Genomic DNA, 25,063 nt, shown 5'->3' with positions numbered 1-25,063 from the left:
GGATTGACCTGAACCTGCGGTGCATATACAGAGAACGAAAGATTATTGATGAAAGCGTTGCTTTCAGTTCAATGTTGATGTAGCTTAACTTTCATGCAAACAATCTATTTCGTAGACATCGAGAACCTCTGCCGCGGCGACTTTGCGAACGGAGCCTCGACCCTCGTAAATCTTCTAGCCCAGACCGGCTGCGAAGAGGGCGACCACGTCGTCGTCGCTACGTCGCACTACGCGCTCACTTTTTTCGCTGGCGACCGCCGTTTCAGCGGAGTCCGATTCCTGAAGCCGCGGTCAGGGAAGAACGGCGCCGACTACGCTCTCGTGGAGGAGATGGGATATCTTCCCGTTGGTCGCTACGACCGCGTGGTCCTCGCGTCCGGCGACGAAAAATTTACTGCCTCGGTGAGCTTGATCGGGCGCTCAACAAAAACGACGGTAATAGCAGCACCGGGGAGCCTGTCCCGAAAGCTTGCGTTCGCCGCGCATGAGACGATTGCTTTCACACACGACATGAAAGAGGCGGCATGACTCGGCGAACAGATCTTCTGCGCCCCGCTGATATCGCCCGTCTCGCTGGCGTCGATTCGTCTACCGTGGCGAACTGGCGCCGTCGACACGAAGACTTCCCCCCGGCAGCAGCGGGAACGGAACGCCTCTTCGACCGCGATGCCGTCATCGCTTGGCTCCACTCCCGAGATTTATTGCAAAGCACTGATCCGGTCACCATTCTGCGAGAAGGAGGAGTTCGCGACCTCGAACCGTTCGCTCTCGAGGTTGCCGCGATAGCAGCGATCTTCGACGGGACAACCAAACTCTCGCTCGGTGGATCCCTCACTGCCGATCTCAGCTCAACGCTTCAGCCCGGCACTCCAGATCCACAATTTCTGTCGATTCTCGGTAATGTCATTGAACTCGCGCAGAAGTATTGGGCCACGTCGAACGACTCGACAGCGCCCCTGTTCCCTCTGCTTTCGCAGATCGCGCAGTTTCCCGATCGCTTAGCCGTCGCCCGCCTCTTGCTGCCCCAGCTAATGGACACCGATCGCGCCGATTTCATTACGCAAATATCGTCGAATGCTCAGGTCGCTTTCGCCAAGTTCATTCTGGACACAGTCGAGTTGCCCGCCACTGGACACCTCTTAGATCTCGGCGCGGGGTCTGGTATCGCTGTGGCCGAGGCCGGGAGAAGAAGCCCCGAGCTCGTTCTCACGGCGATCTCTGCAAACCCCACGGACGCGCGATTAATCACGCTGCGCGCCATTGCATTGGGTGTCGAAATTCGAGTTGAGGTGGGCGACCTCGCTACAGCAGAACGGATAGTCGCCTCAGCGCCACCGCAGGTACTCCTCAACACGACGGGCGGCGTTCTAGGTAGCCCTTCTATTCGCGCCTACGACGGCGGTTTTCTGGCTGAGGCGGATTACAGCCTCGCTGCGCTTCTCGCTGCGGGTCGATGGTTAGCCCCCAATGGCTTCGCGGCGATTGGGACTGATCAGAAGGCCGTGAGCGACCTCCCCGATTACCTACGTGTTATCCGAGACACTGTACTTCTGAGAAAGCGCACCTCCACGATCGTGGCGCTGCCCACACAGTTTCAGGAGATCTCATCCAACTTGTGGATTTTCCATAATTCGGAATATGCGTCCAATGACGTATCGATGATCGACGCACGAACCGCGAATTTCAATGACGAGGCATACGTGAAGCAACTGGCCGCAGCTGCTCGATGGGCGTGGTCTGAAGAACCCGACGACTTTGACACATGGGATGAGAGCGAGATCGCCAGTCTAGCTCGTGTGACGGATCTCACGGGCTCGGCGTCTACCGTCGAACCTGGTTACTGGGCCCCCCCACGCGGACACTCTGATTGGTCCGAATATGGGGAGTTTTACTGGCCCGCTGCCGTCAGGGCAACCGAAAACCTTCTAGCGTTTGGCAAACAGCTGGACAGCACTGAGCCGCTTGCGTTCGGGTTGCGAGGACCGGAAACCGTAGGAATTCGGCTTGATGTACTGTGCAGCTCGGGTGCCGCGTCCTTGACTCGGGCGCCGGCCAACGCACGCTCCTGGCCGCTACGACCCGGTCTGGATTTAGTCAGATCGTTGAGCGATTTTGCTGGAGCACCCGAAGGCCTCACGCACCCCGAGGATCCACTCATTGCGGAGATAGGTGACGTGATTTTCGCGATCGAGAAAGGTGCGCTTTACGCCCTTCCTGTCACAGAGAATCCGATTCCCGTTGGACGTGGAATGTGGCTGGCGAAGGTCGATGAAGGGATTCTCGATGCTCGCTACCTGGCGATGACAGCGAACTCAGGCTGGGGACAGCGCGTGTCGAGACTGGTCGATCCAAAATCTCGCAATAATCCTGGTCGTATCGAGATAGCGCTCTCCGATATCGAGACTCAGCGCGTCATTGGGTCGGAGTACGAACGCCTGTCCCGATTGCGCGTAACGCTGAGCAGCCTCGCAACCGAGGCAGAACAAGTTCTAGAGCTTTACATGGGGCGCACGGCCTCAGGTCCACGTTTGGACACCGATGAATTGCATTCGCCTAGCTGAGATTAAACATCCTGTTCCAGCACCAAGATCTTCATTCGACAATCCGCGTCCTCGACTTCGGCGGGCTCAAGTCCAACAACGGCAGCGCTGCCCCATCGACTCCACGTCGTGTCAGGATTTCCATCATGTCCTCTTGGCGCGGCTGGCCGAGCGTGAACCGGTAGAGCGTGAGCGCTTCCTTCATGCGGTCGATCTTGGCAAGATCACGGCTCAAGGGGAACGACACCAGCTGACGTTCAATTTTCGCGTCTCCCGGGTAGACCCAGAATGGCGAAAACTCTCCGAGATCTCGATGAGTGCAAGCGGCTGCCTCGAAGGCTGCCTTCCACGGATTGGGATCCTCTGAGGCCATCACATCGGCACTATGAGCAGCGGCGATGTTCTTGCGCACCGCATGACCGGCGAAACGATTGACTCTGCCTTCGCGTTGCTCGAAGTCGACGGGATTCGATGGCACGTTCCAGTGCACGACGGCGTGACTCCACCAGTGGAAGTCGATGCCTTCTTGCCCCACGCTGGTTGATGCCAGCACGAACGGCCAGAAAGGGCTGTTGAAAGCGTTCCGAATTTCTGGTTGCCGTGCGCTTTCTTCGTTTTGTGTCTTACCCCCGTATCGAAGGGCAAAACGCGCCGTAAAGGCGATGGTCTCGCCACTCCGGCCCAAATCACGAGCGTGATAGATCGAGGGCCGCAAAGCGATTGCGTTCACCGCCCGGGCGGCCAGCGCCAGCAGGAGTTCATCATCGAGCACCGCTCCCGCAGCTTCGCTTCGCAGCTGAAAGAGGTATTCGTCAAGAGCAGCCTGGAGGTTTCCGTCAGCGCAGTAGTCGAGCACAGCTAGCCAGTAGAACTCATCCTCAGTTGACTTAACCTTGTCGAGCAGAAGCATGCTCTCGGCTCGGTTGAAGAGGCTTCGGATGCCGTTCGATAGCATCGCGGCCGCTTCCCACAGGCCGGCGTCGGTGGTCGAATCGTCAACACCGCGCAGTCGTCCGAGGGCGCGATAGGCAATGTTGCCCGGCGCGTGTAAGGCGAGTCTCGCAAGGTCGGGATGGGAAGTAGGGCCAGCCGAGCCTGAGATCGTTTCGACGGCGAGCTCGACGTGATTGGTGATCCTTTTACCCGCGGCGCTGACGTTCTCTTCTTCCGTATCGGCAGGTCTAGCCGAAAGCAGTCGCGCTAGGAGTTTTGGATCCAGCGCAAGATCTCTTGGGATCGATCCCGGAGCCCTGAAGAACGATTCCCAGGCCGCAGACGACTCTGCCCCGGTCTCGAGCGATGCAGCGACAACTCTTTGCGCATCGTCCGCGGCAATAGTCGTGTCGCCGCTGCTTCGCACGATGCGTAGAGGGTCCGCCGCGTCAGCGAGGGCGGGGTGTGGCCAGAACAACGCCAACGTTGACATGCTTGCCGGTCGAGATTCTGAGGTGACTTTGTAGTCCAGGCGCGCGGAGATCGCCGTGCGCGCCTCGGAGGAATTGACCGTGAGTCGCGAACCACTGACAATTCGCCGCTCCGCCTCGTAACTCAGCAAGCTAGCGACGGCAGTGGGAGTTGCGGTCCACGACGAGAACACCACGCGTTTGGTCACGCTGCCCGGCTCGATCGAACCGTAGACATTTCCGGGAGAGAAGTACGGGAGGGACGGCGGCGTCCACAGCAACTTCCACCATCCTCGATCTACCGTTTCGTCGGCGACCGCGCCGAGATGGCTGTTGCCGAGCTCAATCTCTCCGTAGCGGCCGACGGTGCCGGCATCGATCTGTTGAAGTTCGCCAAGGTGCCGATCGATGCTTCCTTGATTCTCAATCAACCGTCTTTCTACCGCGCGCCCAATTTTGTAACCGTCCATGAAACTGGCGAAGTACGGAATTGATTTCCAGTACTCCAGCCCAATCGGCACGTCGAGTTTTTCCGACAGCCGTTCCAGCGCCACGTAGCCGGCAAGGTCTGCCGCCGAAGGAGGCAGCGAGGGCAGCTGGCGCTCTCGAACCATGTCACCCGCTGGTGGTCGCTCAGTTCGGCTCATGACCGTGAGCAGGATCTCCCGCAGCTGCTCGACGTGCTCGCCAGCTCCGCTGCCGTTCACAACTTGCTGGCGGTATTGAGCGAATCCTGTTCGGATCTCGTCCAGCGGCACGTCAGAGCCTTCGGTCAAGAATCCGAGCGTCGTCATGAGGTCGCTGTAATGGTCGTCGCCAGACTCATCGTTGGCCTCGGTGAAGGGTTTGTAGGGAGTCGCCGAGAGTAGGAGCACTTTCGCTGCCGAATAGTTGAAGAGGATGTGGGCGAGTTCTGCCGCATCCCCTCCTTCTTCTTCATCGAGCAAGTGCCGAAATCGTTGGAACTCATCGAGAATGATTAGGTCAGGCTCGAGCGAGTCGACGCTCGCCCCGGCAAGGGCCGCTCGCAACTTCGCCGTGAGGTGCCGAATGGAGCCTTCTAAGAAAGCAGGAACACTGTGCTTGAGATAGAGGCTGTTCAGAATGGTTAGGTAGTTTTCAAGGAGCCCAGAATCGGTAATGCTCCTCTCGAATGCGCGCAGTATCGATGGGTCCATAGGTCCCTTCATGGCGCGCTTCATCCGTCCGATTTGATATTGGAAGGCTTCCGGAGTTTTGATCTGCCCCTGAAAAATCATCCGAGATGCGCGCCGCTGAGGGTTCGACAACACAGCGATCTTTGTCAGCATGATGTGCAGTAGCGCGCGCTCTTCACCTGAACCGGTGCGCCCAGAACCCATTTCAAAAGAGGTCCCTGGCGTAAACGAAACCAGGTTGACGGGTTTCCGCCCTGCGATCGGCGTCCCTGCAAGACGGTGCGATTCACGCGCGAGCAAGGTAAGCCGACTGGTGAGCCCGATGTGAGGGTCCCCGGTGACGTTCAGCCGACGCAGGTTCTGGGAGGCAAGGTCTGAGTTGGAGCAGATGTAAACGATGTCTATTCGCTCGACGGTGTCGTCGTGCTGCAGTCGCTCGATAGTCCGCGCGATGATTCCGCGGGCGATGACGCTTTTACCCAAACCAGTCTCGTCAGCAATCAAGAATCGTCCGCTGGCGTTACGCGCGTCATAGAGCCGGTGCATGACGTGCTCAACTGCATCACGCTGGAAGGTCTTGAGTTCGGAAAGAATTGCGTCCGCCGAGAAATCGTTCACGCCGTCTCCCCTTTCTGCGCGAGTCTGGCGTGCCAGATCGGCTCCCACACTTCGTCGAAGCCGGCGGGTAGCGAGCCTGCGGAAGCTTCGCCGCGCATCCGCTCGACCAGTCTGGCGAGGTCGTCGAGACCTTCGGGGTTGGTGGCGAGCGAACGCACGAGGGTCTCGAAGACTCCAGCGCCATCGCTAGACCACGAGCCGAATCCGCCCGAGTTGCCGAGAGCCAGTTGCGCGCTGGTCGAGCCCCCCAAGCTCAGCATGAGCTGCAGGAAGCGGAGAAACTTCTCGGGCGTATCGATCTGTCGAGCGAGCACGGCATCTCGCCGCTGGGCAACATCTCCGATCAGCTCGGCGTTCACCACAGCGCTTCGCCGCTCTCCACGGTGGTCTACGGCGTGGATGACGACGAAAGGGGTGATTTCGGTGAGGTCGAGTCCCGTGAAAACGACGGGCGGGGCGCCGTGGAGCGGAAACGAATGGCTGTTCCCCGGTCGGGTGAGCAACTGTACTTCGGTCTCGATCTCTGCCGTAGTCTTCGCCGTGTCCAGCGCTTCAACATCGATGGAGTACTTGTCGTCCTTCTCCAGTCGAACGGTGTTGCGCAGTCGGATGGTCGCGAGGGAGCGAATGGCGTCGTCCAATGCGCGATCGGCTTTCTCCGTCTCGGTTTCCTCGACTCCGCCTGCGGTCGAGTAGGGCGCGGTGAGTTTACGAAGTTCCGAGTCTTCGCTAAACACAGCCCCCACTCCCATGCGCGGCTGAGGACCTACCATCTCGATCAAAAATTCGACATTGCTACCGAAGGCCGCTCGGGTTGCGTTGGCCGAGCCGATGATCGCACGTGAGCCCGACGATCGATCGAGAAAATAGGCTTTGGCGTGCAGCCCGACGAGAGGATCGTCTTCGAACTCGTCGCTGTCGCGAACCGCGTCGTCGAGTACATGCGGTTCGATGAACTTGAGGGTCTCCGGTCTAAGCCGATCGAAGCTCTCCGCTCGCGAGATGACTGTCACCTTCTCTTTGCGTGACGCGGTAATGCTCGCGAGCCCGTCATCCGAGAGGAAAGGTGAGATTACGAGATGACGCTTGCCTGTGAAGTCGACCGTCTGCGGCCGGCCAATACCCAGCGCATGAAAATCCAGTTCGCGGATGTCGGCGGGGAGTTCCCACGACACGTTCGAGATGCGTGTGGCTAACCCTTCGATCCGTGCGCGGCGCTTCGGCGCGAGCGGCGTGACGGCCAGCGATGGAAGCGTTCGCACGAGGTCATGCAGCGGTTCGTTCTGCTCGCGGGGTTGATCACCTTCGTTCCCGTCGAGCCGGACGACAAGGTCCCAACTGCGGTCGCTAGTGATGTTTCGGCTGGAGCACAGCATCCGATAGCTGCGGTGTTGTCCGCGGGCGTACTCGAGGATCCACACCTTGGGGTGGAAGAGGGCGCCCTGACGGCGCAAGGCAACGGGGTGAATCATCGGCTCAAGAAACGCGACGAGGTCGGAGGCCTTCCGGGGCACCGCGATGTGGCCGGCTTGCGCAAAGATGTCGACCCGGTCGGAAGCCCGGCGTACGGCATCCAGAATGGCGATCGGGTCATCACTTTCGCGCACCTGATGACCGGCGAACGCGAGCGGCACGGCGAGCGCGCTGGTGAGGTCGAGAGTGAAGGTGGTTCCGACGGCGTGCACCAGCTCGTAGCCGCTGGGTGGCCGCAGTTGCTCCGTGAGGGCGGCCCGCGAATCTGGTTCAAGCATCGTTTCGCTCCAATCCGTCGTGGAGGTCTGCGAGGATGCCTTGCACCTGACGCCAGCGGAAAGTCAGGGCTCCGGCACCGGAGGCTCCTTGCCAGTTTTGTAGCATTCGAGTGTTCTGCAGTCTCGCTTGCTTACCTTTGTGGCGCTGTTCACGTCGAGTGATGAAGGCGCGAAGGTTTTCATCATCGGCGATGGTGATCGGGTCGCTTCCGGTAACAGCATCGAGCCAGCTGTCGACGAAGGCTCGAGACGAGCCGTTGATGTTCGGATTCTTCGACTTCACCAGCGACCAGAAGTCGCTTCGATTCCAGGTCGCGAGCTGTGTCGCGGCCTGATCGCGATCGTTCTGCCATTCGTCCAAGCGTTTGCGGTAAGCCTCTACCCGGCCGGTAACGCGGTCGTTGCCCGCGGCTTCATACGCTTCAGCCAGAAGGAGGTTATAAAGCAGCGAGGCACCGTGAAGGGCGAGCGAGAACATCTGGGCATGGGCCAGATCACTGACGGCACTCGGCGACGCGCCAGCAGCGGCGGGTTCCAACCACGGTGCAGCGGTTTCGGCCTGCGGCCGGTGCTCGATGAAGTGGGCGAGCAGTGATCCTTGGCTGCCGTTGAGCATCCGATCCCGCAGCCATCCCGCTTCGTCGCGACTGAGGTCGAAGCCTCCGCCAGTGCTGGCAGGAAACTTTTCGGGAAGCGGCGGGAGCGTTGGCGACCACGGGCCCGGCGTCCGCGAAGGCTCGTCTTCGTCTCCGAGCGCGTGGGGGATGCTGGCCGCGATGGCATCGGCTTGGCTTTGCGAGGGGTCTGCGAGGATTCCGTATTGCCGGAGGGCTGCCCAGTACGTGCTCGACGGAAGGGTTTTGAGCGCGGCACCGGCGGTCTTACCAAGCAGGCCTTCGCCGTCAGTTTCCCCTTTAAGAGTGGCGATGAGGTTGCGTTCGTTTTTATCCACCCAACGCGCAATCTCAGAGGCAGGTCGGCCCGGCCTTACGGCTGCAGTGAAAGCCCAAGGTATGAGGAGCATGTAGCGGGCCCGCGTAAGTAGGGTGGAGGTTCCGGGGAAGAGCGTGTCGCTGAGCACGTCGCGGATCTGCCCGATTCCGAGTTCGTCCCGGCTGTCGCGATCGCTAAACAGGTTGACGATCTCGCGCATACGGCGCTGGTCTTCGCTAGACGCATCAAGCCACGCAATCAGTGACGGCATTCCGCATTCCCCCTGCGCCGCCGATCGGGCATCGGTGCGCGCACTCTCACACTATCGCCGAGTCCCGACAGTGCGAGGGAGCGAGCGCTGAGCGAAACCCTCGACCCTGACCCCAGCAAACTTCCTCTCCCCCAATTGGGGCTTCAGGATTTCGTGCTGCAGCGTCAGAATTGAGAAGGCTGGCTCGCGTCGCGCGAGCTGTACGGGGGCGGAACGGTACGTTGAGTTAGTCAAAGGACTGCCTCCCGACTAGCGCGACTGTGCCACGCAGTGTTCTTTGAATAAAATGCAGTTGGTCAGAGGCGTTAGCTCTCGCCTTTCTTGCGAGATAAGTACAGGTTTCAACCAAAGGAGCACTTGTGGCCCACATTCATGAGCTGATTCGGCAATTGCGCGCGGCGGATGAGAGGCTCGCGGACGAAATCCAGCGCGAGCTTGACGTGCTCTCGAAGCGGCGCGCGTTTGGGCTGAATTTCGAGCGGCACACTCCCGAAGCAGTCGAGCTGCCTGGGCGACCCGTAAGAACCGGCGACAAGGTGCACATTCTTCCGCCACGCGGCGAGAAACCGACTTCCGCAAATTCGAAGCTGTGGCGTGTGGTCAGCACGGAAGGCAAGGGAGACGAGCGCTTCGCGACTCTGGAGCCCCATCCGGCGGCGGATATACACGACCCGACCACAGCCAATGTTTCAGATCTCGTCGTGGTGGCCGAATTCCGAGACCCGATCTATCCGGGCCTCGTGTCCACAGGGAAAGTTGCGCGAGGTGGGGACAAGCCGTTCCACACAGTGATCAACAGCGAGAATTATCACGCCCTACAAACACTTCTTTTCACTCACCGCGGCAAGGTCGATGCGATCTACATCGACCCCCCCATACAATACGGGCGCGAAAGACTGGAAATACAACAACGACTATGTCGAAGGCGATGATCTGTACCGCCATTCGAAATGGTTGGCGTTCATGGAGCGTCGACTCCTTCTGGCGAAAGAGTTGCTAAACCCTGACGACTCCGTGCTCATCGTCACGATTGACGAGAAAGAGTACTTGCGGACCGGCCTTCTGCTCGAGCAACTTTTCCCACAGGCTGACATCCAAATGATTACTAGCGTGATCAACCCGAAAGGCTCGGCTCGCCAAGGGCGGTTTTCGCGGACTGACGAGTACGTCTTTTTCGTGATGTCTGGGTCAGCTTCGGTAACTCCCTGGAACACCGACATGATCCGGGATGCTTCAGAAGGCAATTCGGCGCTAGAAGTCAGGTGGGCCGGTTTGCTGCGAAATGGCGAAGGCAGTGCACGAAGCCGAATCCCGAGCATGTTTTACCCCATCTACTTTGATGCGCAGAGCGGCGACTTTCATTCTGTCGGCGAGCCTCCACCCGCAACGCAAGCACGGGACTCGATCATCGGCCCTCCCGGGACTGTAACCCTGCTACCAATTGACGGCACCGGTCGCGAGCTGATGTGGAGACTAAATCCAGCATCTCTTCGCCAGTACATAAAAGATGGTCACGCAAAGTTTGGAAAACGTAACCCTAAGACCGGGCTTCGGAGCCCCGTGTACCTGCAGTCTGGCGTTCTCTCCAAAATCAAAAGCGGCCATGTCGTTATAACCGGCCGAAACTCGGACGGCGCAGTTGAAGTCGAGTATTTAGCCGGAAAGAAGACGGTCCAACCTATGACGCTCTGGAATAGGACTTCACATTCAGCGTCTGAACACGGCGCTACCATTCTGAAATCAATGATTCCCGGTAGAAAATTTCCTTACCCTAAATCGTTGTACGCAGTTGAGGATTCGCTTCGGTTCTTTGTGACAAACAAAAAGGAAGCTACAGTAATCGATTTCTTCTCAGGATCGGGCACGACCGCCCATGCTGTGATGCGACTCAACCGTCAAGACGGTGGACGCCGATTGTCCATCTCCGTCACGAACAATGAGGTATCTGCCGACGAGCAGAGCAGACTCCGGGAGGAGCGGCTTAGGGCGGGTGACGAAGCTTGGGAGAAATGGGGCATTTGTGAGTACGTCACGAAACCCCGCATCGAAGCTGCCGTTACTGGTTTGACTCCTTCAGGAAAGCCCGTCGCTGGCGAATATAAACACACGGACGAGTTTGCGATGTCCGCCGGTTTTGAGGAAAATGTTGAGTTCTTCACGCTCACATACGAGGCTCCGCTGCGGCTGAGGGCGAACCGGGATTTCGACAGGATCGCGCCGCTCCTCTGGATACGCGCAGGGTCACGAGGTCGGCGTATTAACTCTTTGACAAACGGCTGGGACGTTGCAGACGCATATGGTGTGATCGCTAATCTGGATAGAACTGATGACTTTTTCAAGGGCATTGCCGCATCCCCCAACGCGACTCTGGCCTTCATTTTGACGGATGATGAAGGTTTGTTCGAGGCAGTCGCAGCTGGACTGCCCGAGGGCGTCGAACCAGTGCGGCTCTATGACTCCTACCTTCGCAATTTCGAGATCGACGCAATGCGAGGAACCCGTTGAAATTCAAGCTGAAGGACTACCAGCACGACGCGGTGGTTCAGGTTCTCGACAATTTGGGTCGAGCGCGGAAGTCCTACCATGTCGACGACAAGGAGACATCCTTCGCGCTGACAGCGACGACCGGAGCCGGAAAAACAGTGATGGCCGCTGCCGCAATCGAGGCGCTGTTCTACGGCAACGACGAACTCGACTTCGATCCGGATCCCGGTGCTGTAGTGATCTGGTTCTCGGACGACCCGAACCTCAACGACCAGACACGGATGCGACTCATGCAAGCATCCGACAAGCTCACCCACGACCGGCTCGTCACGATTAAACCGCCCTTCGCCGTGCCGATTCTCGAACCGCGCAAGGTGTACTTCCTGAACACCCAGCGGCTCTCGAAGAATTCACTCCTGACGCGCGGTGCTGAGCAGACAGCGGACGATGAGGCCGGGCAAGGGTCCTTCATGACTCCCGACAATCTCGCCTACAACATCTGGCAGACCCTCGAGAATACGATTGAGGAAACCGACCTCACGGTCTACCTCATCCTCGACGAGGCCCACCGTGGATTCAACACCAAGACGTCTAGAGACAAACCCACCATCATTCGCAGCCTCGTAAACGGCGAGCAAACCGGTCTGCCGATGCCCGTCGTCTGGGGCATCTCCGCGACCGTCGAGCGATTCACTGAAGCGATGACCGAAGCAGAAGCCATCGGCACCCGGACTGCTTTACCGCCGATCACTGTGGATCCATTGCGAGTACAACGATCCGGCCTGATCAAAGACACAATTCGACTCGACATCCCCGCGGAGTCCGGCAACCTAGAAACCAACCTCGCCACAAGAGCTGCGCGCAAACTGAAAGACTCCGCGAGGCGATGGGGAAAGTATCTCGCCCAACAGGAAAAACTTCCGGGCGAATCGACGACCGAAGCGGTGCAGCCACTTCTCGTTCTTCAGATTCCGAACACGGAGAACACGGATGACGTCGGTCTCTGGCTCGACATCGTCGCCGCGGAACTCGGGAATCTCACCTCCTCGGGTGTACGCCACGTTCTCGGCGACCACACCTCGAAAGTTTTCGGGTCGTGGGAGATCGACTGGATCGAACCACAGCGCGTCCAAGAAACCAACGAGGTCAGGGTCCTCATTGCGAAGGATGCCATCTCCACGGGTTGGGACTGCCCCCGCGCCGAAGTGCTGCTGTCGTTCCGCCCCGCGAAGGATCATACCCACATCACCCAACTGATCGGCCGGATGGTCCGCACGCCCCTCGCACGCCGGATCCCGGGGGATGACATGCTCAACTCGGTCGACTGCATCCTGCCCCACTTCGACCGCACCACCGCGGGTAATGTCACGAAGTTCCTTACCGGGATCATCGACTCGATGCCGGGAGTCGGCCAGAAAGTTCTTCTCGACGGACGGGAGTTGCAGATTAACCCGACCGTGCCAGAAGGAGTGTGGAAGGTGTGGGATGACCTGCCCCACCTCACCGTTCCGCAGCGAGGCGCCCGCCCCGTGAAGCAGGTCGTCCAACTCGCCCACGCTCTCAGCACCGACGAGATCAAGCCCGGTGCGATCGCGTCCGTGGAGAAACAGTTCCATGGCCTTTTTGACCAGCTGACTGCTCGCTACGACGGCCAGTTGCGAAACGCTGAAATCGAAGTACGCACCGTACGCGGCATGACGATCGCGGGGTCGTTCGGCGGCAAGAAGCTCAAGTATGCCGATTTCATCGAACGCGCTGACGACCGCGCTATCGCCGTGGCCTTCGAGGACGCCAAACGAGCGTTTGGGGCTGATGTAGCCCAGTCGTACGTTGATCACGTCGCGGGCCCGGACGAGGACGACGAAGATGGCACAGCGCTGCGCTCTGCGTACGTGAAAGCGGCAGCCCTTGCCGTCGTTCCGACCGTTCGTGACAAGGTCGATCAAGCCGCTAAGGACGTGGTCGACGAATGGTTCGACGACCACCGGGTTACGGTACTCGGCCTGGCTGACGAGCGCCGCGATGTTTACGACGAGATCCGAGCACTCGCCGTCTCTCCGCAACGAACGGACTTGAGACGCCCCCGAAACCGCCTTGAAGACTTTGCCGACGCAGAGGGCAACCAGATTGCGTCCGCCGAGCTGATCGACAAACATCTCATGTCTGACGACGACGGGTGGTTCCCCCTTACTTCACTGAACGAGTGGGAGAAGACGGTAGTCCGAAAGGAGACCGCTCGAGTCAACTGCGTCGCGTGGTATCGCAACCCATCAGTGTCTGCGGCGGACTCCCTCGGCGTGACCTATCGCGACGCGGTCGGCAACTGGCGCGCACTACACCCCGACTTCATTGTCTTTAACGAAATCGGCGGTGAGATCCGGCCCTCGATCATCGACCCGCACGGCCACCACCTTGAAGACGCTCTCGTGAAACTCGTGGGGCTGGCTGACTATGCCGAGGTTTACGGCTCGCACTTCCTGCGGATCGAGGCACTCGCCGATGCGGGCGGAGAGATGCGAGTCCTCGACCTGCAAGACGAGGCAGTACGGGTTTCGGTTCGTGCGGCGCGCAAGTCGGGTGTCTCCGCCGCCGAGCTCTACCAGACAGTGGGGAAAAAATACGCATGAGCACCGCGGGACTCTCATACACCGACGCTCAGCGCCACGCGATAGAAGCCCCCGATGATATCTTGCAGCTCATCGCTTGCGCCGGTTCCGGCAAGACTCAAGTACTTGCCCAGCGGATCGCGCACATCCTCGGGAAGCCAGGAGTGCAGCCTGCCAACGTGGTCGCCTTCACGTTCACCGAGAAAGCGGCCTCCGAGCTCAAGGAGCGAATTCACTCCGTCGTCCGTAAGGAACTTGGCGATGTCGTGGGGCTGGCTGAGATGTACGTCGGCACGATGCACGGCTACTGTCTCAACCTTCTTCAGACCTTCGTGCCCGAAACCTTCAAATATGGCGTGCTCACCGATGTTACTCAGCAGCTGCTCATTGACCGTGAAAGCAACCGGTCGGGCCTGACCACCTGCACCAAGACGGTGGGAGGGGTCACGAGCACGCTCTCTCGTTGGAAAGATACGCGCTATTACAAGAGCGCCCTTTCCGTCTTGCAGGAGGATCGTGTCGCCTTTGCCGAGGTCCCAGAAGCCGTCAAGGCGAGCCTCGCCTCCTACCGGGACCTACTTACCCAGAAGAAGTATTTCGACTACACATCGATGATGGCGGATGCCGTGAGCTTCCTCGAGCGCGCCGAGACCGGCCTCGATCTGGACACGGCGGAACTCACGCTTCGAAACCATGTCAAAGACACTGTGAAATACGTCATCGTGGACGAGTATCAAGACGTGAACCCGATACAAGAGAGATTGGTGGAGCGCCTCACTCATTTCGGAGCGAACCTGTGCGTCGTCGGCGACGATGACCAGACGATTTACCAATGGCGCGGCAGCGAAGTCAGCAACATTCTTACCTTCGCTGGTCGTCATACAGACGTCCGCACCATTGAACTCGCCGACAATTTTCGCTCGAGCAAGGGCATCGTCGAACTCGGTCGGTCGGTCGCCGAGCGCCTCGACTCGAGCGAACGCCTACCGAAGAAGATGCAGTTCGCTTCCCACCACGCCTGGGAACGCGGCGACATGCTCGCTCTGCAGTTCGGCGACACTGCGGAAGAAGCCGAATGGACTGCTGAACGGATCGTCGAGCTCCGAGGAATGCCGTTCGTTGACGCCCCTGGTTCTGAACCTAGAGGTCTGTCTTGGGCCGATTGTGCCGTCCTCTTTCGAAGCGTCAAAGACGCAGACGCCCTTGTTGCCGAGTTCAAGCGCAGAAACATCCCGTTCATCATCAAGGGGCTCGCCCGTTTGTTCGATGCGCCCGAGATCCAGGCTTGTGCCGGGCTGTTCCGCTATATGCAAGGAGAAATTTCCGGAGCGGACCTGCGGACCCTTTGGGAAGCCGCAAAGCTGATCCCGGATCCGGCACGATGGGCCGCCGTCGTCAAAATACTGGACGTTGGTGCAGACTTCGAGGCGAGCGAACGATGGGGTACCTACAACATTCAGAGACTCTTCCTCAAGGTGCTCGAAACTCTCGATCTACACGAGGGCACCATCCCTGGCGACCCCGCGCGCGCTGAGCTCGTTATGTATCAATTGGGAAAGTTTTCGCAGGTAATCTCTGATTTCGAGGCGATCTATTTCTCCTCGAAACCTGCCTCGAAATACCAGAGTTTCGTGGGGTTCCTCACGTTTCACGCCCCCGGCGTTTACGAGGACTCGGACGAAGATGCCGGTTACGTCGCCCCCGACGCGGTAGTGATTTCTACCGTCCACCGCTCGAAGGGCCTTCAATGGCCCGCCGTGTTCATTCCGTATCTGCGAAGAAACCGGTTCCCGATGAAGGCACCCGGGGGAACCCAGACGATTCCCCACATCGTGCCCCTCGAAGCCGTGCCCAATGGCGCACGATACCGAGGAAGTGTTTCGGATGAGACTCGACTCTTCTACGTTGCGACGACGCGCGCGCAAAAGTATCTCTTCGTGACGTACGCTCCCGGCGACTCTGCAATGTACCGGAACGCCTCCGACTTCTACTTACACTGCACTGCGTCCGCGTGGATGTCGACCTCCGACGAAGGCCTGCCGGACATTCCTCGGCTCCCTCCGACGCCGAAGTCCGAAACGCCCAGCGTCTCGATTTCCTTCTCGGAGCTCAAGTACCTGATCGAGTGTCCGTATCAGTTCAAATTGCGATTCATGTATGGCTTCAACCCACCCATCCACGAAGCTTTGGGCTATGGAAAGGGCCTCCACGACGCCCTTGCCGAGATGCACAAGCGCTCCCTCGCAGGCGACATCCCAACCAAGTCGGAAACCGAGGAGCTGGTCGACCGGCATCTGCACACACCGTACGCCTACCCGGCGCTGCGAGAGAATCTGCGGGCGGCAGCGGTCAAAGCGATCGACCGGTACTTCGATCGACACGGCAACGACCTGACCCGCACCATCCATTCGGAGAAACAGGTGGAAGTGCAGGTTGCCCCCGGGGTAACCGTAAACGGACGCATCGACCTCATCAAGTTCCTCGAAACCGGTGAGACCGCAATCGTCGACTTCAAATCGACGGAAGACTCCCAAGCTGAAAGCGTAACGAAGGATCAGCTATCGATCTACGCCCTCGGCTATAGGGAATTGACTGGCTCCTCCGCCGACAGAATACAGATCCTGAACCTTGACGATCATGGCAAGAGCTCCAACGACCCTGTCGACGCTCAGCTGATGAGCACCATCAAGGCTAAAGTCGAGGCGGTCGCCGCGGAAATCCGCACAAACCATTTCGGTTGCGGACACGACCACTCCACGGAGACTGCGACCAACGACCTCTCCTGGCTAACGAAGGGCGCCTCCTCGTAAGGCAGCGTTCTCTCGAGCTAGCTTCACTGGCTCTGGTCTCCGCGATCAAGCTCCCCGGACGTCTCCTACCGGCAGGAGCACTCGAACTAGGGCCTCCGCGAACGGCAGGTCGGGATAGACGACATGGGTGTGTCGGTGCCAGCGTGACGGGTGACGGGGTCGGCCCTCCAGCATCCAAGTGCGAACGCCTTGAGCCTCGATTTCAGCTTCGAGCCACGAGAGCTGGTCCCGAAAGTGGAGTCGAGCCTCACCCGACGGCTCCTGGCAACCGTAAGCCAGAACTACCGCGTCAGCCTTAGACAGAGCAGCAGAGAGGCCCGCGCGTGCGGCCAACCAGCCGCCCGCGACAGCCCCAACGCTTGAGATACCCCCGGTGCGGTAGGTCGGGATGGAAAACAAGTTGGCAATCTGCACCGCAGAATAACCCAATGTCTCTCGAGCCAGCTCCACGCGCTGGAGCGTGCGAACCCCACTCGTCGTTGGGGGGTTCGATAAAACTACAAGGAGGTTGGTTTTTTGATCCTCATCGCTGCGTTCCATCGTTGAGCTAACTTACCCGCTCTCTGCATCCAAGACTCTCCCGACGGCCCGAGGTGCCGTTTTTAGAGCGAGTCCGCGATGACAGGGCATCCAGCCCGAGCAAATAGCCGCGCAGGCTTCCCCACCGTGCCGGCGGCGAGCTCGCCTGTCGCCGCGAGCTGCGGCTCCATGGCGCGGCGGAAGCTGTCGCGCATGAGGGGTTCGCCGGCGATGGTTTCGTGCAGGTGCTGCAGTTGGCGGAGGGTGAAGGGGTGCTCCAGCAGGCGGGCCGGGTCGGGGGCTGACGCGTAGCGTGAGCGGAGGGTGGCCACCGCCTGGTCGAGGATGTCGTTGTGGCCATACGGGAGGGCTCCAGCATCCGCCACCGGCACCACCTTCGCGAGGGACTCGTCGATCGTGAGACTCGGCCAGGGCACGACATCGAGGTGGGCGACCGAAAGCACCCAGCCGCGATTGTCGCGGGCGGGATCATCGAAGACATGGACCTGGCGGGGCGACAAGCCCGAGACTCCGGCCTTGGTGCGCAGGGAGCGCAGCACGGCATCCGCCAGCAACTCGCCCTCGTGCAAGAAGGTGCCCGGCAGGCGCCAGGTGGCGCCAGTACGCGCGCCAGAGCCAGTCCCAGCACCAGAGCCAGCGTCGGCACTGACGCCAGCACCCGCGCGCACCAGCAGCACGCTGAGCTCGCCGGCCGGCGGAACCGTAAGCACCGCGGTGTCGACGGCGACGGAGGGGCGCGGGTAGTCGGTCAGGGCCCGGTCGTGTGAGTCGCGGTAGATCTCCATACAGACGATTATCGCAGATTCGCGCTAAATGTCGGTGGGGTGTCATACTCTGAATTTGCGCAACAGTGCGCTAACTATCGGAGGCATCATGAACAGAGAGATCCATCGCCACCAGAACAGACCACTCCCCCAGCTCCACGTCGGCCACGGCAGCCACTACGGCGCCCTCAGCGTCTTCCCCCTCTGGGTCGACTCGCCCCGCGTCACCGGCCTCGACTGGAAGGCCAGCAGCATCCGCACCGCTGAACGCGAGGGTTCCCCCGTCGTTGGCGAACTCGTGCTGCACAACAGCACCGCCCGCCCCGTCGTCGCCCTCGAAGGCGACCTCCTCAAAGGCGGTTGGCAGGATCGGATGCTCGCCCGCAGCCTTCTGCTCGACCCCTTCGAGGCACGAGTCGCCGAAGTGTTCTGCGTCGAAGCCGGGCGTTGGGGCGCACGCTCTGGAGAGAGCCACGCCGCCCACGAGGCCAGCGGCCGCCGCAGTGCGCTCAGCGTGCGGCGCGGTAACGCAGGGGGCGGCGACGGCGAGCGCGGCGGAAGCCAGCAGTCAGAAGTGTGGCGGCGCATCAGCCGCTTCGAGAACACTCTCGGCGCTACGGCGAGTTCGTCGATGCTCGATCATCTCGACCGTTCCGCGCCACTCCACGCCCGCCAGCTCGAAGCCCGCCCACTCGACGGCCAGCGCGGCGTCATCATCGGCATCGGCGGCCGCGTGATGGGAGCAGAACTCTTCGGCAACACCGCGGGGCTGCGCAGCCGGTGGCAGGGCATCCTCGCCGCCGCCGCCCTGGACGCCCAGCTCGCCCCACGCCGCCGCACCACCGCCCACGATGCCCGCGTCTTCACCCGTCACCTGCAGGGCGTGACCCTCGAAGACGGCGGAGACGCGGGGCTCGCTCGCGCAGTACGGTCACAACAGGGCCGACTGCGGGCATCCGGAATCGTACACACAAACGCGCACACCAGCATGCACACCAGCACCAGCGCACCAACAGCCAGCATCATCCACCTCACCGCGTTTGACGACGCGCACCCCCTATTGGAGAACGCATGAGCGAACCAACCCCCGCCCGAGAACGCCCCATCCCCGAACCGCAACGTTTCTACACCCGCTTCACCGACACCGGCTTTCTGCACGTCGGCACCTTCACCGGCATCACCCTCGACGGCGAGCGCCGCTACTTCATGTGGCAAACGAATGACTGGGAAGAGATCTACCTCTCCGGGTTCGAGTACTACCGTGACGATGATGACACCCACTTTGCCGAGACCAGCCGAGACGACATCGAGCGACTAAACCCCGGAGCCGTCGACGCAGAGCCGGGTGGCGGAAGCTTTCTCGACGCCTACTTCGGTCGGGATCCCGATGACGAGATGTATCAAAAGAAGCGCAGCCCGGAAGGCGAAAAGATGAGCAACACAACCGACGCGACCGACGCAGCCGGCCTCGAAGACGATCGCGAGAGCGACACCGACACCGACACCGACGACATGCTCATGACCGAAGTGGATGCCATGGTGCAGCACGGCATCGCCGTCGGCATTGCGTCGATCGCCCACCGCGGGCAGACCGACAAGCTCGGCTACGACTACATCGATCACCCTGCCCGCGTCGCCGAGAGCTTCGATTGGCTGAACCAGCCGGTCGAGCACTGCGCCGCCTGGCTGCACGATGTGATCGAAGACACCGACATCACCGCCACTGACCTGCTGAAGGCCGGGATGCTGCCCGAGATAGTGGAGGCCGTCGTGCTGCTGACCAGGCGAGCGGATGTCGCCGACGCCGACTATTACGAAGGCATCCGCCACCATCCGATCGCTCTCGCGGTCAAGCTTGCAGACATTGATGACAACCTCGCCGAGTGGCGTTTTCGCAAACTCGACTACGACCTTCAGGTGCGGTTGTCGAACAAGTACTTCAGCGCCCGGCAGCTGCTGCAGGCGACACCCGAGTGAAGCACTGCCGCTGAATCCCAGCCGTACGACTCACCTCTTGACAATGCAGCATCCGACACCACGGAGACCCCATGAAACTTTCTAGTGCACAAACTGACCGCGCCACCGGCGTGATGCTCGCGATGGCCTGCGGCGATGCTCTCGGCGCCGGCTACGAATTCGGGCCTCCCTTCGAGGGCGAGGTCGTCATGAAAGGTGGCGGCGGCTTCGGCTGGGCGCCCGGCGAATGGACCGACGACACCTCCATGGCCGTGCCCATCCTGCGCGCGGCGGCCACCGGTCGCGACCTGCGCGACGAGGCTGTGCTCGACGAAATCGTCGCGGCCTGGGTCAACTGGGCCACAACGGCTCCGGATGTCGGGGTGCAGACCAGCGGAGTGCTGCGCGGCATCGAACCTACCGCGAGCGCCGCCCGAGCATCCGCCCGCCGCGTGCATGACGCTCGCGGTCGCAGCGGCGGAAACGGCTCGCTCATGCGCACCGCCCCGGTCGCGCTCGCCTACCTCGGCGACGAGAAGGGGCTCGCCGAGGCGGCCCGCGCGATCAGCGACCTCACCCACTTCGATGAGGATGCCGGCGACGCCTGCGTGCTCTGGAGCCTCGCCATCCGTCACGCTATCCTCACCGGCGAGGCGGATGTTCGGGTCGGGCTCTCAGCCCTCGCCCCCGACCGCGCCGCCCGCTGGGCCGCGTTCATCGCGGACGCCGAGACCCGGCAGCCCCGCGACTTCACCAAAAACGGCTGGGTTGTGGAAGCGCTGCAGGCCGCGTGGTCGGCGATCGTCAACGGCGAGAGCCTCGTCGACGCCCTCGAGCGTGCAGTGCGGGGTGGCCGCGACACCGACACCGTTGCCGCGATCGCGGGCGGTCTCGTCGGCGCCCGCTGGGGACTCTCCGCGATCCCCGCCGCCTGGCAGCGCATCGTGCACGGCTGGCCAAACCTCACGAGCCTCGACCTGGTGCGCCTCTCCACCGAGGTCGTGCGGGGCGAGCCGGCGCCCGAACGCATTGACTACACCGAGTTAGGCGACATATCGACGCTCGTGCGGCATCCGCACGACGCCGGCGTCTGGCTCGGAGCAGTCGGCGCGCTCGACGCACTTCCGCCCGAAGTGGATGCCGTGGTCTCGCTCTGCCGCATCGGCTCCAAACAGGTGCCGGCCCGCATCCGCCACCGTGTCGAGGTGCGCCTGATCGACAAGTCAACGCCCTCCGAAAACCCGAACCTGCTCTTCGTGCTCGCCGATGCAGCGGATGCCGTGGCCGCCCTGCGCGCCGAAGGCCACACTGTGCTGCTCCACTGCGTGCAGGCGCACAGCCGCACCCCCACCGTCGCTGCGCTCTATGCCGCGCGGCACCTCGGGCTGCCGATCGACACCGCGCTGGCTGAAGTGCGCGCGGCGCTGCCGAACGCACGCCCGAACGGGGCATTTCGGGCGGCGCTTGCCGACGCTAGCTTGGTCCCAACTCAGAGAGCATCCGGTTGACGATCGGTCTCCCCTAGCCGAACTGCCGCACCCCTACTTGTTCGCGTTTCGCAGCCGCGAAACCAACATGAGCCCGGCACCGAGCAGCAGCGCGACTCCGCCACCAATGATGAGTGGCCAGGGGAGGGATTGTCCTGTGGGGGGCAACAGCTCGATCGGCTCGCCCGCTGCGGGCTCGGACGCCGCCAAAGCTGTCACCGTGTAAGTAGCAGTGGCATCCGGCAGAGTGCCGTTACTGGCAGTCACCGTAAACGTGAACTCCCCCGCAGCGGTAGGAGTACCGGAAAGAAGCCCAGCAGCCGACAGCGTCAAACCAGCGGGCAAAGCGCCCGAGCTGACCGCGAACGTCGGCGTGGTCACCCCGGTCGCCGTCAGCTGGAACGAATACGCCTCGTCGAGCACCGGTGCCGGCGGTGTTGCCGAGGTGATCACTGGCGCAACGAGACTGAACGACGCCTGGATAGTTTCGGAGGGCCCCGTGTCGAAAGCCCAAGCCGCGACAAAGTTGCTGGCGGATGTTGCAGCAACTTGTGGCAGCGCTACGTTGCCGCCCGCTGCCGAGATGTCGGCGGGAGTTGACCACGTCACGCCCTGATCGATCGAGTAGCTTGCCTGAAGAACGCGGTCACTGCCGTTGTTGCGGTTCCACACCACAACCAGGGTGTTGTCGGGAGCAGCAGCAGCTTGCGGCTGTCGAGAATCTCCTCCCACGGCCGAAATATCCGTCGGGGTCGACCACGTCACACCGTTGTCGGCAGAGGTGCTCACTTGAACAATCCGGTTCGAGCCATTATCGCGCTGCCAGAGGGCAGTGCGGACGCCGTTTGCAGAAATCGTAATCTGCACTTGTTCGGTATCGCCGCCGGCAGCAGAGAGGTTCGCCGCAGTTGACCACGTCACACCCCCATCAAGGGACGTGCTCGTTTGAGCGATGATGTTGCTGCCATCGCTTCGCTCCCACACTGCGGTCAATGAGCTGTCGGGGGCGGCAGCAATTTGTGGAGTGTTGGGGTTTTGGCCTGTGGCAGAGACATCAACCGGAACGGACCACGTCGCGCCGTTATCGGTCGAAATACTGGACCGAATAACCTGGTTGCCGCCGCCGGCGTACTGCCAGAGAGCAGCACGGGTGTTATCCGGCGCAATAACGATATTCGGAGTTGTCGAGTTGCGCGAAGCATCGGAAAGATCAACCGGGGTCGACCACGTTGCTCCCCCATCCAGCGACGTACTCGACTGAATGACAATGCGGGTGCCGTTACTGCGGCGCCACAGCGCGGTGAGCGAATTGTCTGATGCCGCGCTAATCTCCGGCATGTCGGCAGGCTGGCCCGCTGCCGAAATGTCGACTGGAGTGGACCAAGTGGCACCGCCATCAGTGGAGCTGCTGGACTGAACGATGGTGTCGCTGCCATCGGAGCGGTCCCAGATCGCCGTGACAGTGTTGTTAGGCGCAGCGGTGATCCTTACCCCGTCGGCGTCGTTGCCTGCAGCCGACAGGTTCACCGGGGCAGACCACGTCACTCCGCCATCGGATGACGCGCTCGACTGAGCGATGTCATTCGCACCGTCGGTGCGAAGCCACACGGCGACCACAGTGTCATCCGGTGCCACCACAATCTGCGGCGGCACGGCTTCCGTCGCAACGATAGAAACATCTACCGGGGTCGACCAACCGTCAATAGCGCTCGCGTTTGCCGGCGCAATGCCGGTAAAGAGGAGAGCGCCGCTCAGAGCGAGCGCACCGATAACTTTGAGCTTCATGTGATGAGACTTCCGGGTTGAGCATGATGTCTCCATCAAGAATGTCAGTAAACGGCCTGCCGCGCATTCGCCGAGGCCCTTTTGGGGCCCGCTACCGGCCCCTCACACGCCCTCCGTCACCTTAATGCGAGCGGTGATCCTGAATCGTCATCCGTGGCCCAAACGCTGGCTTGCGAAAACCGGATGCCGTGATGAGTCGCACGACGCGTTGCCGGTGGCCGCGCCAGGGCTCGAGCAGTTCGAGCATCCGCTCATCGTCGACGGGTTCGCCAATCAGGGCCCAGCCGACGACGGCAGCGAGATGGTAATCGCCGACGCTGGGGCTGTCGGGGTCGGCATGGGAGCGCTGCATAGTTTCGGCGGCTGTCCACACGCCAACGCCCACGACTGATCGCAGCGCGGCCTCGATGCGCGGCCCGCCACGACCCCAGTCGGCCGTGCGCTCGAGGGATGCCGCTACTTGCGTCGCGCGCATCACGGTCGCCGAGCGCTGCGGCCCGACTCCCGCGCGGTGCCACTCCCACGACGGGATCCGCGCCCAGCCCTGCGGCGTCGGCACCACGCGCATCCCGGCCGGGGCTGGCCCGGGCGCCGGCGAACCATGCTTGGTGACGAGGATGCGCCACCCGCGCTTCGCTTCGATGCCGGTGACTTTCTGTTCAAGAATGGCCATCACGAGCGCCTCGAACACGAGCTTGGTACGAGTGAGCCGCAGGCCAGGGTTCTGCCGCTGGGCCTCAGCCGCGAACGGAAGCGCCGAAATATCGAAGTCACTCCAGTCGTCGCCCTCCCCCAGCAGCTCGGGAACGCTCTCGATGGCCCACTCGGCTCCGGCGCCCCAGGCGGTGCATTCCACATGCGACTGGTGCTGCACGAGACGCAAAGTTGCGGGGCCGTGCGGCGTGAGCATCGTGCGCCAGGTGCCCGTGGCATCCACCTTCATGGTCGGGTCACCGACACCGCGCTTGAGCGGTCGCAGCGTCGCGCGAACATCAACGGGCCGCCCGGGCGCGAAACGCATGCGCACCGGCTCGGCGGCTGCGAGCGCGAAGGTCATGAGCCCTAGATTACGCGCTACCCCTGACGTAGAGTTTCTCTCATGATGTGGTTCGCGATTATGACTCTCAGCGGTGCAAGCCTCGGCATTTACCAAGCACTCGCGACGGTGCCGCGGCTACGAGTGTTGCCTTTCATCGGCGGAGCAGTACTCATAATGGGGCTGATCGTGTGGCCGAACATTCCGCCCAACAATGTCGTCACCCCGGCGTGGCTCAACCTTGCTGGCATGGCTGCTTTTCTGATCACGTTCATCGCCGCCTCCAGTCTGTATTCGGCCAAGCTGTGGGCAGATTGCTTCCCCGAGGCGGGTCTTAGCTACTGGCAATTCGTCTGGCGTAATTTCTCGGGCTCCCCCTATCTGCGGCAGCAATACGCCGCGATGCTCGCCGACCGCGAAACACTACGGGCAACGTGGGACTACGACGGTCGCGCACAACGTCAACCAATCGGCGGCGACCAGACAGACCCCGAGTCGCCCACTGACCGCTGACTAAACTGCGCTCATGCTTCTCTTTATCGGCGCGATCATCGGCGGCCTGCTCATTGGAGCCGTCTACGCCAAGGTGCACGTACCGGCCCCGCGGCGCCTCTCCCACGTCGCCGCGATCCTCCTTGGCTTCGCCGGCGCGATGGCCACACTCCTCCTTCAGCCCGTCGAAGCAGCCGGCCAGCAGGCTCTGGTCACCCTCATCACCTACGCCCTCAGCTTCATGCTCGCCTCGACAGTAGTGCGCGGGATGCTCTGGCACCGGCTACTCCCCGACTCCGGTCGCACTCTCGCCCAAACCATCGGGCGTGTCTTTCTGCGCCCCTACGACGTGTACGACGAATGGATGCTCTTTCTCCAGGCCGAGCTCGCCGCCACCGAGAGCGACTCCCCCACCCAACAGCCGTAAACT

The 25,063-nt window shown here is 61.3% G+C and carries 18 protein-coding genes; 11 read left to right on the top strand and 7 right to left on the bottom strand.

What is annotated here, in order from left to right:
* Positions 1–93: 93 nt before the first annotated feature.
* Both ACWTV3_RS08750 and ACWTV3_RS08745 read left to right on the top strand, forming a co-directional pair.
* Positions 94–528, top strand: coding sequence for an NYN domain-containing protein (locus ACWTV3_RS08750; RefSeq protein ID WP_498477800.1), 435 nt, complete (start codon positions 94–96; stop codon positions 526–528).
* Positions 525–2,561: a hypothetical protein gene (locus ACWTV3_RS08745; RefSeq protein WP_498477799.1), complete on the top strand. Its 2,037-nt coding sequence runs from the start codon at positions 525–527 to the stop codon at positions 2,559–2,561. Before ACWTV3_RS08750 ends, ACWTV3_RS08745 begins: the two co-directional genes overlap by 4 nt.
* Positions 2,562–2,592: 31 nt before the next feature.
* On the opposite strand, the gene ACWTV3_RS08740 is transcribed toward ACWTV3_RS08745, so the two are convergent.
* From ACWTV3_RS08740 to ACWTV3_RS08730, 3 genes are read right to left on the bottom strand one after another with little or no spacing between them, the layout of a single operon-like run.
* The gene (locus ACWTV3_RS08740) at positions 2,593–5,718 is read right to left on the bottom strand and encodes a helicase-related protein (protein WP_498477798.1); all 3,126 of its coding nucleotides are present in this window, start codon (positions 5,716–5,718) and stop codon (positions 2,593–2,595) included.
* Positions 5,715–7,469 carry a phospholipase D family protein gene (locus tag ACWTV3_RS08735; protein ID WP_498477797.1) on the bottom strand — a complete coding sequence of 585 codons (1,755 nt, stop codon included), beginning with the start codon at positions 7,467–7,469 and terminating at the stop codon, positions 5,715–5,717. The genes ACWTV3_RS08740 and ACWTV3_RS08735 overlap by 4 nt, the downstream gene beginning before the upstream one ends.
* Positions 7,462–8,673, bottom strand: coding sequence for a DUF6361 family protein (locus ACWTV3_RS08730; RefSeq protein ID WP_498477796.1), 1,212 nt, complete (start codon positions 8,671–8,673; stop codon positions 7,462–7,464). Before ACWTV3_RS08730 ends, ACWTV3_RS08735 begins: the two co-directional genes overlap by 8 nt.
* A gap of 359 nt (positions 8,674–9,032) precedes the next feature.
* Between ACWTV3_RS08730 and ACWTV3_RS08725 the strand changes: the two genes are divergently transcribed.
* From ACWTV3_RS08725 to ACWTV3_RS08710, 4 genes are read left to right on the top strand one after another with little or no spacing between them, the layout of a single operon-like run.
* Positions 9,033–9,605, top strand: coding sequence for a restriction endonuclease subunit M (locus ACWTV3_RS08725; protein ID WP_498477795.1), 573 nt, complete (start codon positions 9,033–9,035; stop codon positions 9,603–9,605).
* On the top strand, positions 9,526–11,178 hold the full coding sequence (locus tag ACWTV3_RS08720) for a DNA methyltransferase (RefSeq protein ID WP_498477794.1): 1,653 nt from the start codon (positions 9,526–9,528) through the stop codon (positions 11,176–11,178). The genes ACWTV3_RS08725 and ACWTV3_RS08720 overlap by 80 nt, the downstream gene beginning before the upstream one ends.
* On the top strand, positions 11,175–13,784 hold the full coding sequence (locus tag ACWTV3_RS08715; RefSeq protein WP_498477793.1) for a DEAD/DEAH box helicase: 2,610 nt from the start codon (positions 11,175–11,177) through the stop codon (positions 13,782–13,784). The genes ACWTV3_RS08720 and ACWTV3_RS08715 overlap by 4 nt, the downstream gene beginning before the upstream one ends.
* Positions 13,781–16,573: an ATP-dependent helicase gene (locus ACWTV3_RS08710; protein ID WP_498477792.1), complete on the top strand. Its 2,793-nt coding sequence runs from the start codon at positions 13,781–13,783 to the stop codon at positions 16,571–16,573. Before ACWTV3_RS08715 ends, ACWTV3_RS08710 begins: the two co-directional genes overlap by 4 nt.
* A 45-nt stretch (positions 16,574–16,618) precedes the next feature.
* Here ACWTV3_RS08710 and ACWTV3_RS08705 read toward each other — a convergent pair whose 3' ends face one another.
* The gene (locus ACWTV3_RS08705) at positions 16,619–17,113 is read right to left on the bottom strand and encodes a DUF1643 domain-containing protein (protein ID WP_498477791.1); all 495 of its coding nucleotides are present in this window, start codon (positions 17,111–17,113) and stop codon (positions 16,619–16,621) included.
* A 62-nt stretch (positions 17,114–17,175) separates the two neighbouring features.
* A complete protein-coding gene (locus ACWTV3_RS08700; RefSeq protein ID WP_498477790.1) occupies positions 17,176–17,898 on the bottom strand; it encodes an NUDIX hydrolase in 723 nt (240 codons plus the stop codon).
* A gap of 88 nt (positions 17,899–17,986) precedes the next feature.
* Between ACWTV3_RS08700 and ACWTV3_RS08695 the strand changes: the two genes are divergently transcribed.
* The 3 genes from ACWTV3_RS08695 to ACWTV3_RS08685 all read left to right on the top strand — a co-directional run bounded on the left by ACWTV3_RS08695 (position 17,987) and on the right by ACWTV3_RS08685 (position 21,341).
* Positions 17,987–18,952: an ARPP-1 family domain-containing protein gene (locus tag ACWTV3_RS08695; protein WP_498477789.1), complete on the top strand. Its 966-nt coding sequence runs from the start codon at positions 17,987–17,989 to the stop codon at positions 18,950–18,952.
* Positions 18,949–19,854, top strand: a complete 906-nt coding sequence (locus ACWTV3_RS08690; protein ID WP_498477788.1) for a hypothetical protein — start codon at positions 18,949–18,951, stop codon at positions 19,852–19,854. The genes ACWTV3_RS08695 and ACWTV3_RS08690 overlap by 4 nt, the downstream gene beginning before the upstream one ends.
* A gap of 71 nt (positions 19,855–19,925) precedes the next feature.
* A complete protein-coding gene (locus tag ACWTV3_RS08685) occupies positions 19,926–21,341 on the top strand; it encodes an ADP-ribosylglycohydrolase family protein (protein WP_498477787.1) in 1,416 nt (471 codons plus the stop codon).
* A gap of 33 nt (positions 21,342–21,374) precedes the next feature.
* Here the strand turns inward: ACWTV3_RS08685 and ACWTV3_RS08680 are convergent, their stop codons facing one another.
* Together ACWTV3_RS08680 and ACWTV3_RS08675 are read right to left on the bottom strand one after the other, a co-directional pair.
* Positions 21,375–23,105 carry an exo-alpha-sialidase gene (locus ACWTV3_RS08680; RefSeq protein WP_498477786.1) on the bottom strand — a complete coding sequence of 577 codons (1,731 nt, stop codon included), beginning with the start codon at positions 23,103–23,105 and terminating at the stop codon, positions 21,375–21,377.
* A 121-nt stretch (positions 23,106–23,226) separates the two neighbouring features.
* Positions 23,227–24,162 carry a DNA-3-methyladenine glycosylase family protein gene (locus tag ACWTV3_RS08675; protein WP_498477785.1) on the bottom strand — a complete coding sequence of 312 codons (936 nt, stop codon included), beginning with the start codon at positions 24,160–24,162 and terminating at the stop codon, positions 23,227–23,229.
* 42 nt (positions 24,163–24,204) lie between these two features.
* On the opposite strand from ACWTV3_RS08675, the gene ACWTV3_RS08670 reads away from it, so the two are divergent.
* Both ACWTV3_RS08670 and ACWTV3_RS08665 read left to right on the top strand, forming a co-directional pair.
* Positions 24,205–24,654 carry a hypothetical protein gene (locus tag ACWTV3_RS08670; RefSeq protein WP_498477784.1) on the top strand — a complete coding sequence of 150 codons (450 nt, stop codon included), beginning with the start codon at positions 24,205–24,207 and terminating at the stop codon, positions 24,652–24,654.
* A 13-nt stretch (positions 24,655–24,667) separates the two neighbouring features.
* Complete coding sequence (locus ACWTV3_RS08665; RefSeq protein ID WP_498477783.1) at positions 24,668–25,060, top strand: hypothetical protein; 393 nt, start codon at positions 24,668–24,670, stop codon at positions 25,058–25,060.
* The last annotated feature ends 3 nt before the right edge of the window (positions 25,061–25,063 follow it).

The organism is Salinibacterium sp. AL4.1 (assembly GCF_059767305.1).
The sequence above is the reverse complement of the archived record's forward strand: the minus strand, read 5'-3'. Positions and strand labels throughout refer to the sequence as shown.

Excerpts from the sequence above, each read along its gene's own strand:
- ACWTV3_RS08750 (WP_498477800.1), top strand. The coding sequence starts at position 94 with ATGCAAACAATCTATTTCGTAGACATCGAGAACCTCTGCCGCGGCGAC.
- ACWTV3_RS08745 (WP_498477799.1), top strand. The coding sequence starts at position 525 with ATGACTCGGCGAACAGATCTTCTGCGCCCCGCTGATATCGCCCGTCTC.
- ACWTV3_RS08735 (WP_498477797.1), bottom strand. The coding sequence starts at position 7,469 with ATGCTTGAACCAGATTCGCGGGCCGCCCTCACGGAGCAACTGCGGCCA.
- ACWTV3_RS08730 (WP_498477796.1), bottom strand. The coding sequence starts at position 8,673 with ATGCCGTCACTGATTGCGTGGCTTGATGCGTCTAGCGAAGACCAGCGC.
- ACWTV3_RS08720 (WP_498477794.1), top strand. The coding sequence starts at position 9,526 with ATGCGATCTACATCGACCCCCCCATACAATACGGGCGCGAAAGACTGG.
- ACWTV3_RS08710 (WP_498477792.1), top strand. The coding sequence starts at position 13,781 with ATGAGCACCGCGGGACTCTCATACACCGACGCTCAGCGCCACGCGATA.
- ACWTV3_RS08705 (WP_498477791.1), bottom strand. The coding sequence starts at position 17,113 with ATGGAACGCAGCGATGAGGATCAAAAAACCAACCTCCTTGTAGTTTTA.
- ACWTV3_RS08700 (WP_498477790.1), bottom strand. The coding sequence starts at position 17,898 with ATGGAGATCTACCGCGACTCACACGACCGGGCCCTGACCGACTACCCG.
- ACWTV3_RS08695 (WP_498477789.1), top strand. The coding sequence starts at position 17,987 with ATGAACAGAGAGATCCATCGCCACCAGAACAGACCACTCCCCCAGCTC.
- ACWTV3_RS08690 (WP_498477788.1), top strand. The coding sequence starts at position 18,949 with ATGAGCGAACCAACCCCCGCCCGAGAACGCCCCATCCCCGAACCGCAA.
- ACWTV3_RS08685 (WP_498477787.1), top strand. The coding sequence starts at position 19,926 with ATGAAACTTTCTAGTGCACAAACTGACCGCGCCACCGGCGTGATGCTC.
- ACWTV3_RS08680 (WP_498477786.1), bottom strand. The coding sequence starts at position 23,105 with ATGAAGCTCAAAGTTATCGGTGCGCTCGCTCTGAGCGGCGCTCTCCTC.
- ACWTV3_RS08675 (WP_498477785.1), bottom strand. The coding sequence starts at position 24,162 with ATGACCTTCGCGCTCGCAGCCGCCGAGCCGGTGCGCATGCGTTTCGCG.
- ACWTV3_RS08670 (WP_498477784.1), top strand. The coding sequence starts at position 24,205 with ATGATGTGGTTCGCGATTATGACTCTCAGCGGTGCAAGCCTCGGCATT.
- ACWTV3_RS08665 (WP_498477783.1), top strand. The coding sequence starts at position 24,668 with ATGCTTCTCTTTATCGGCGCGATCATCGGCGGCCTGCTCATTGGAGCC.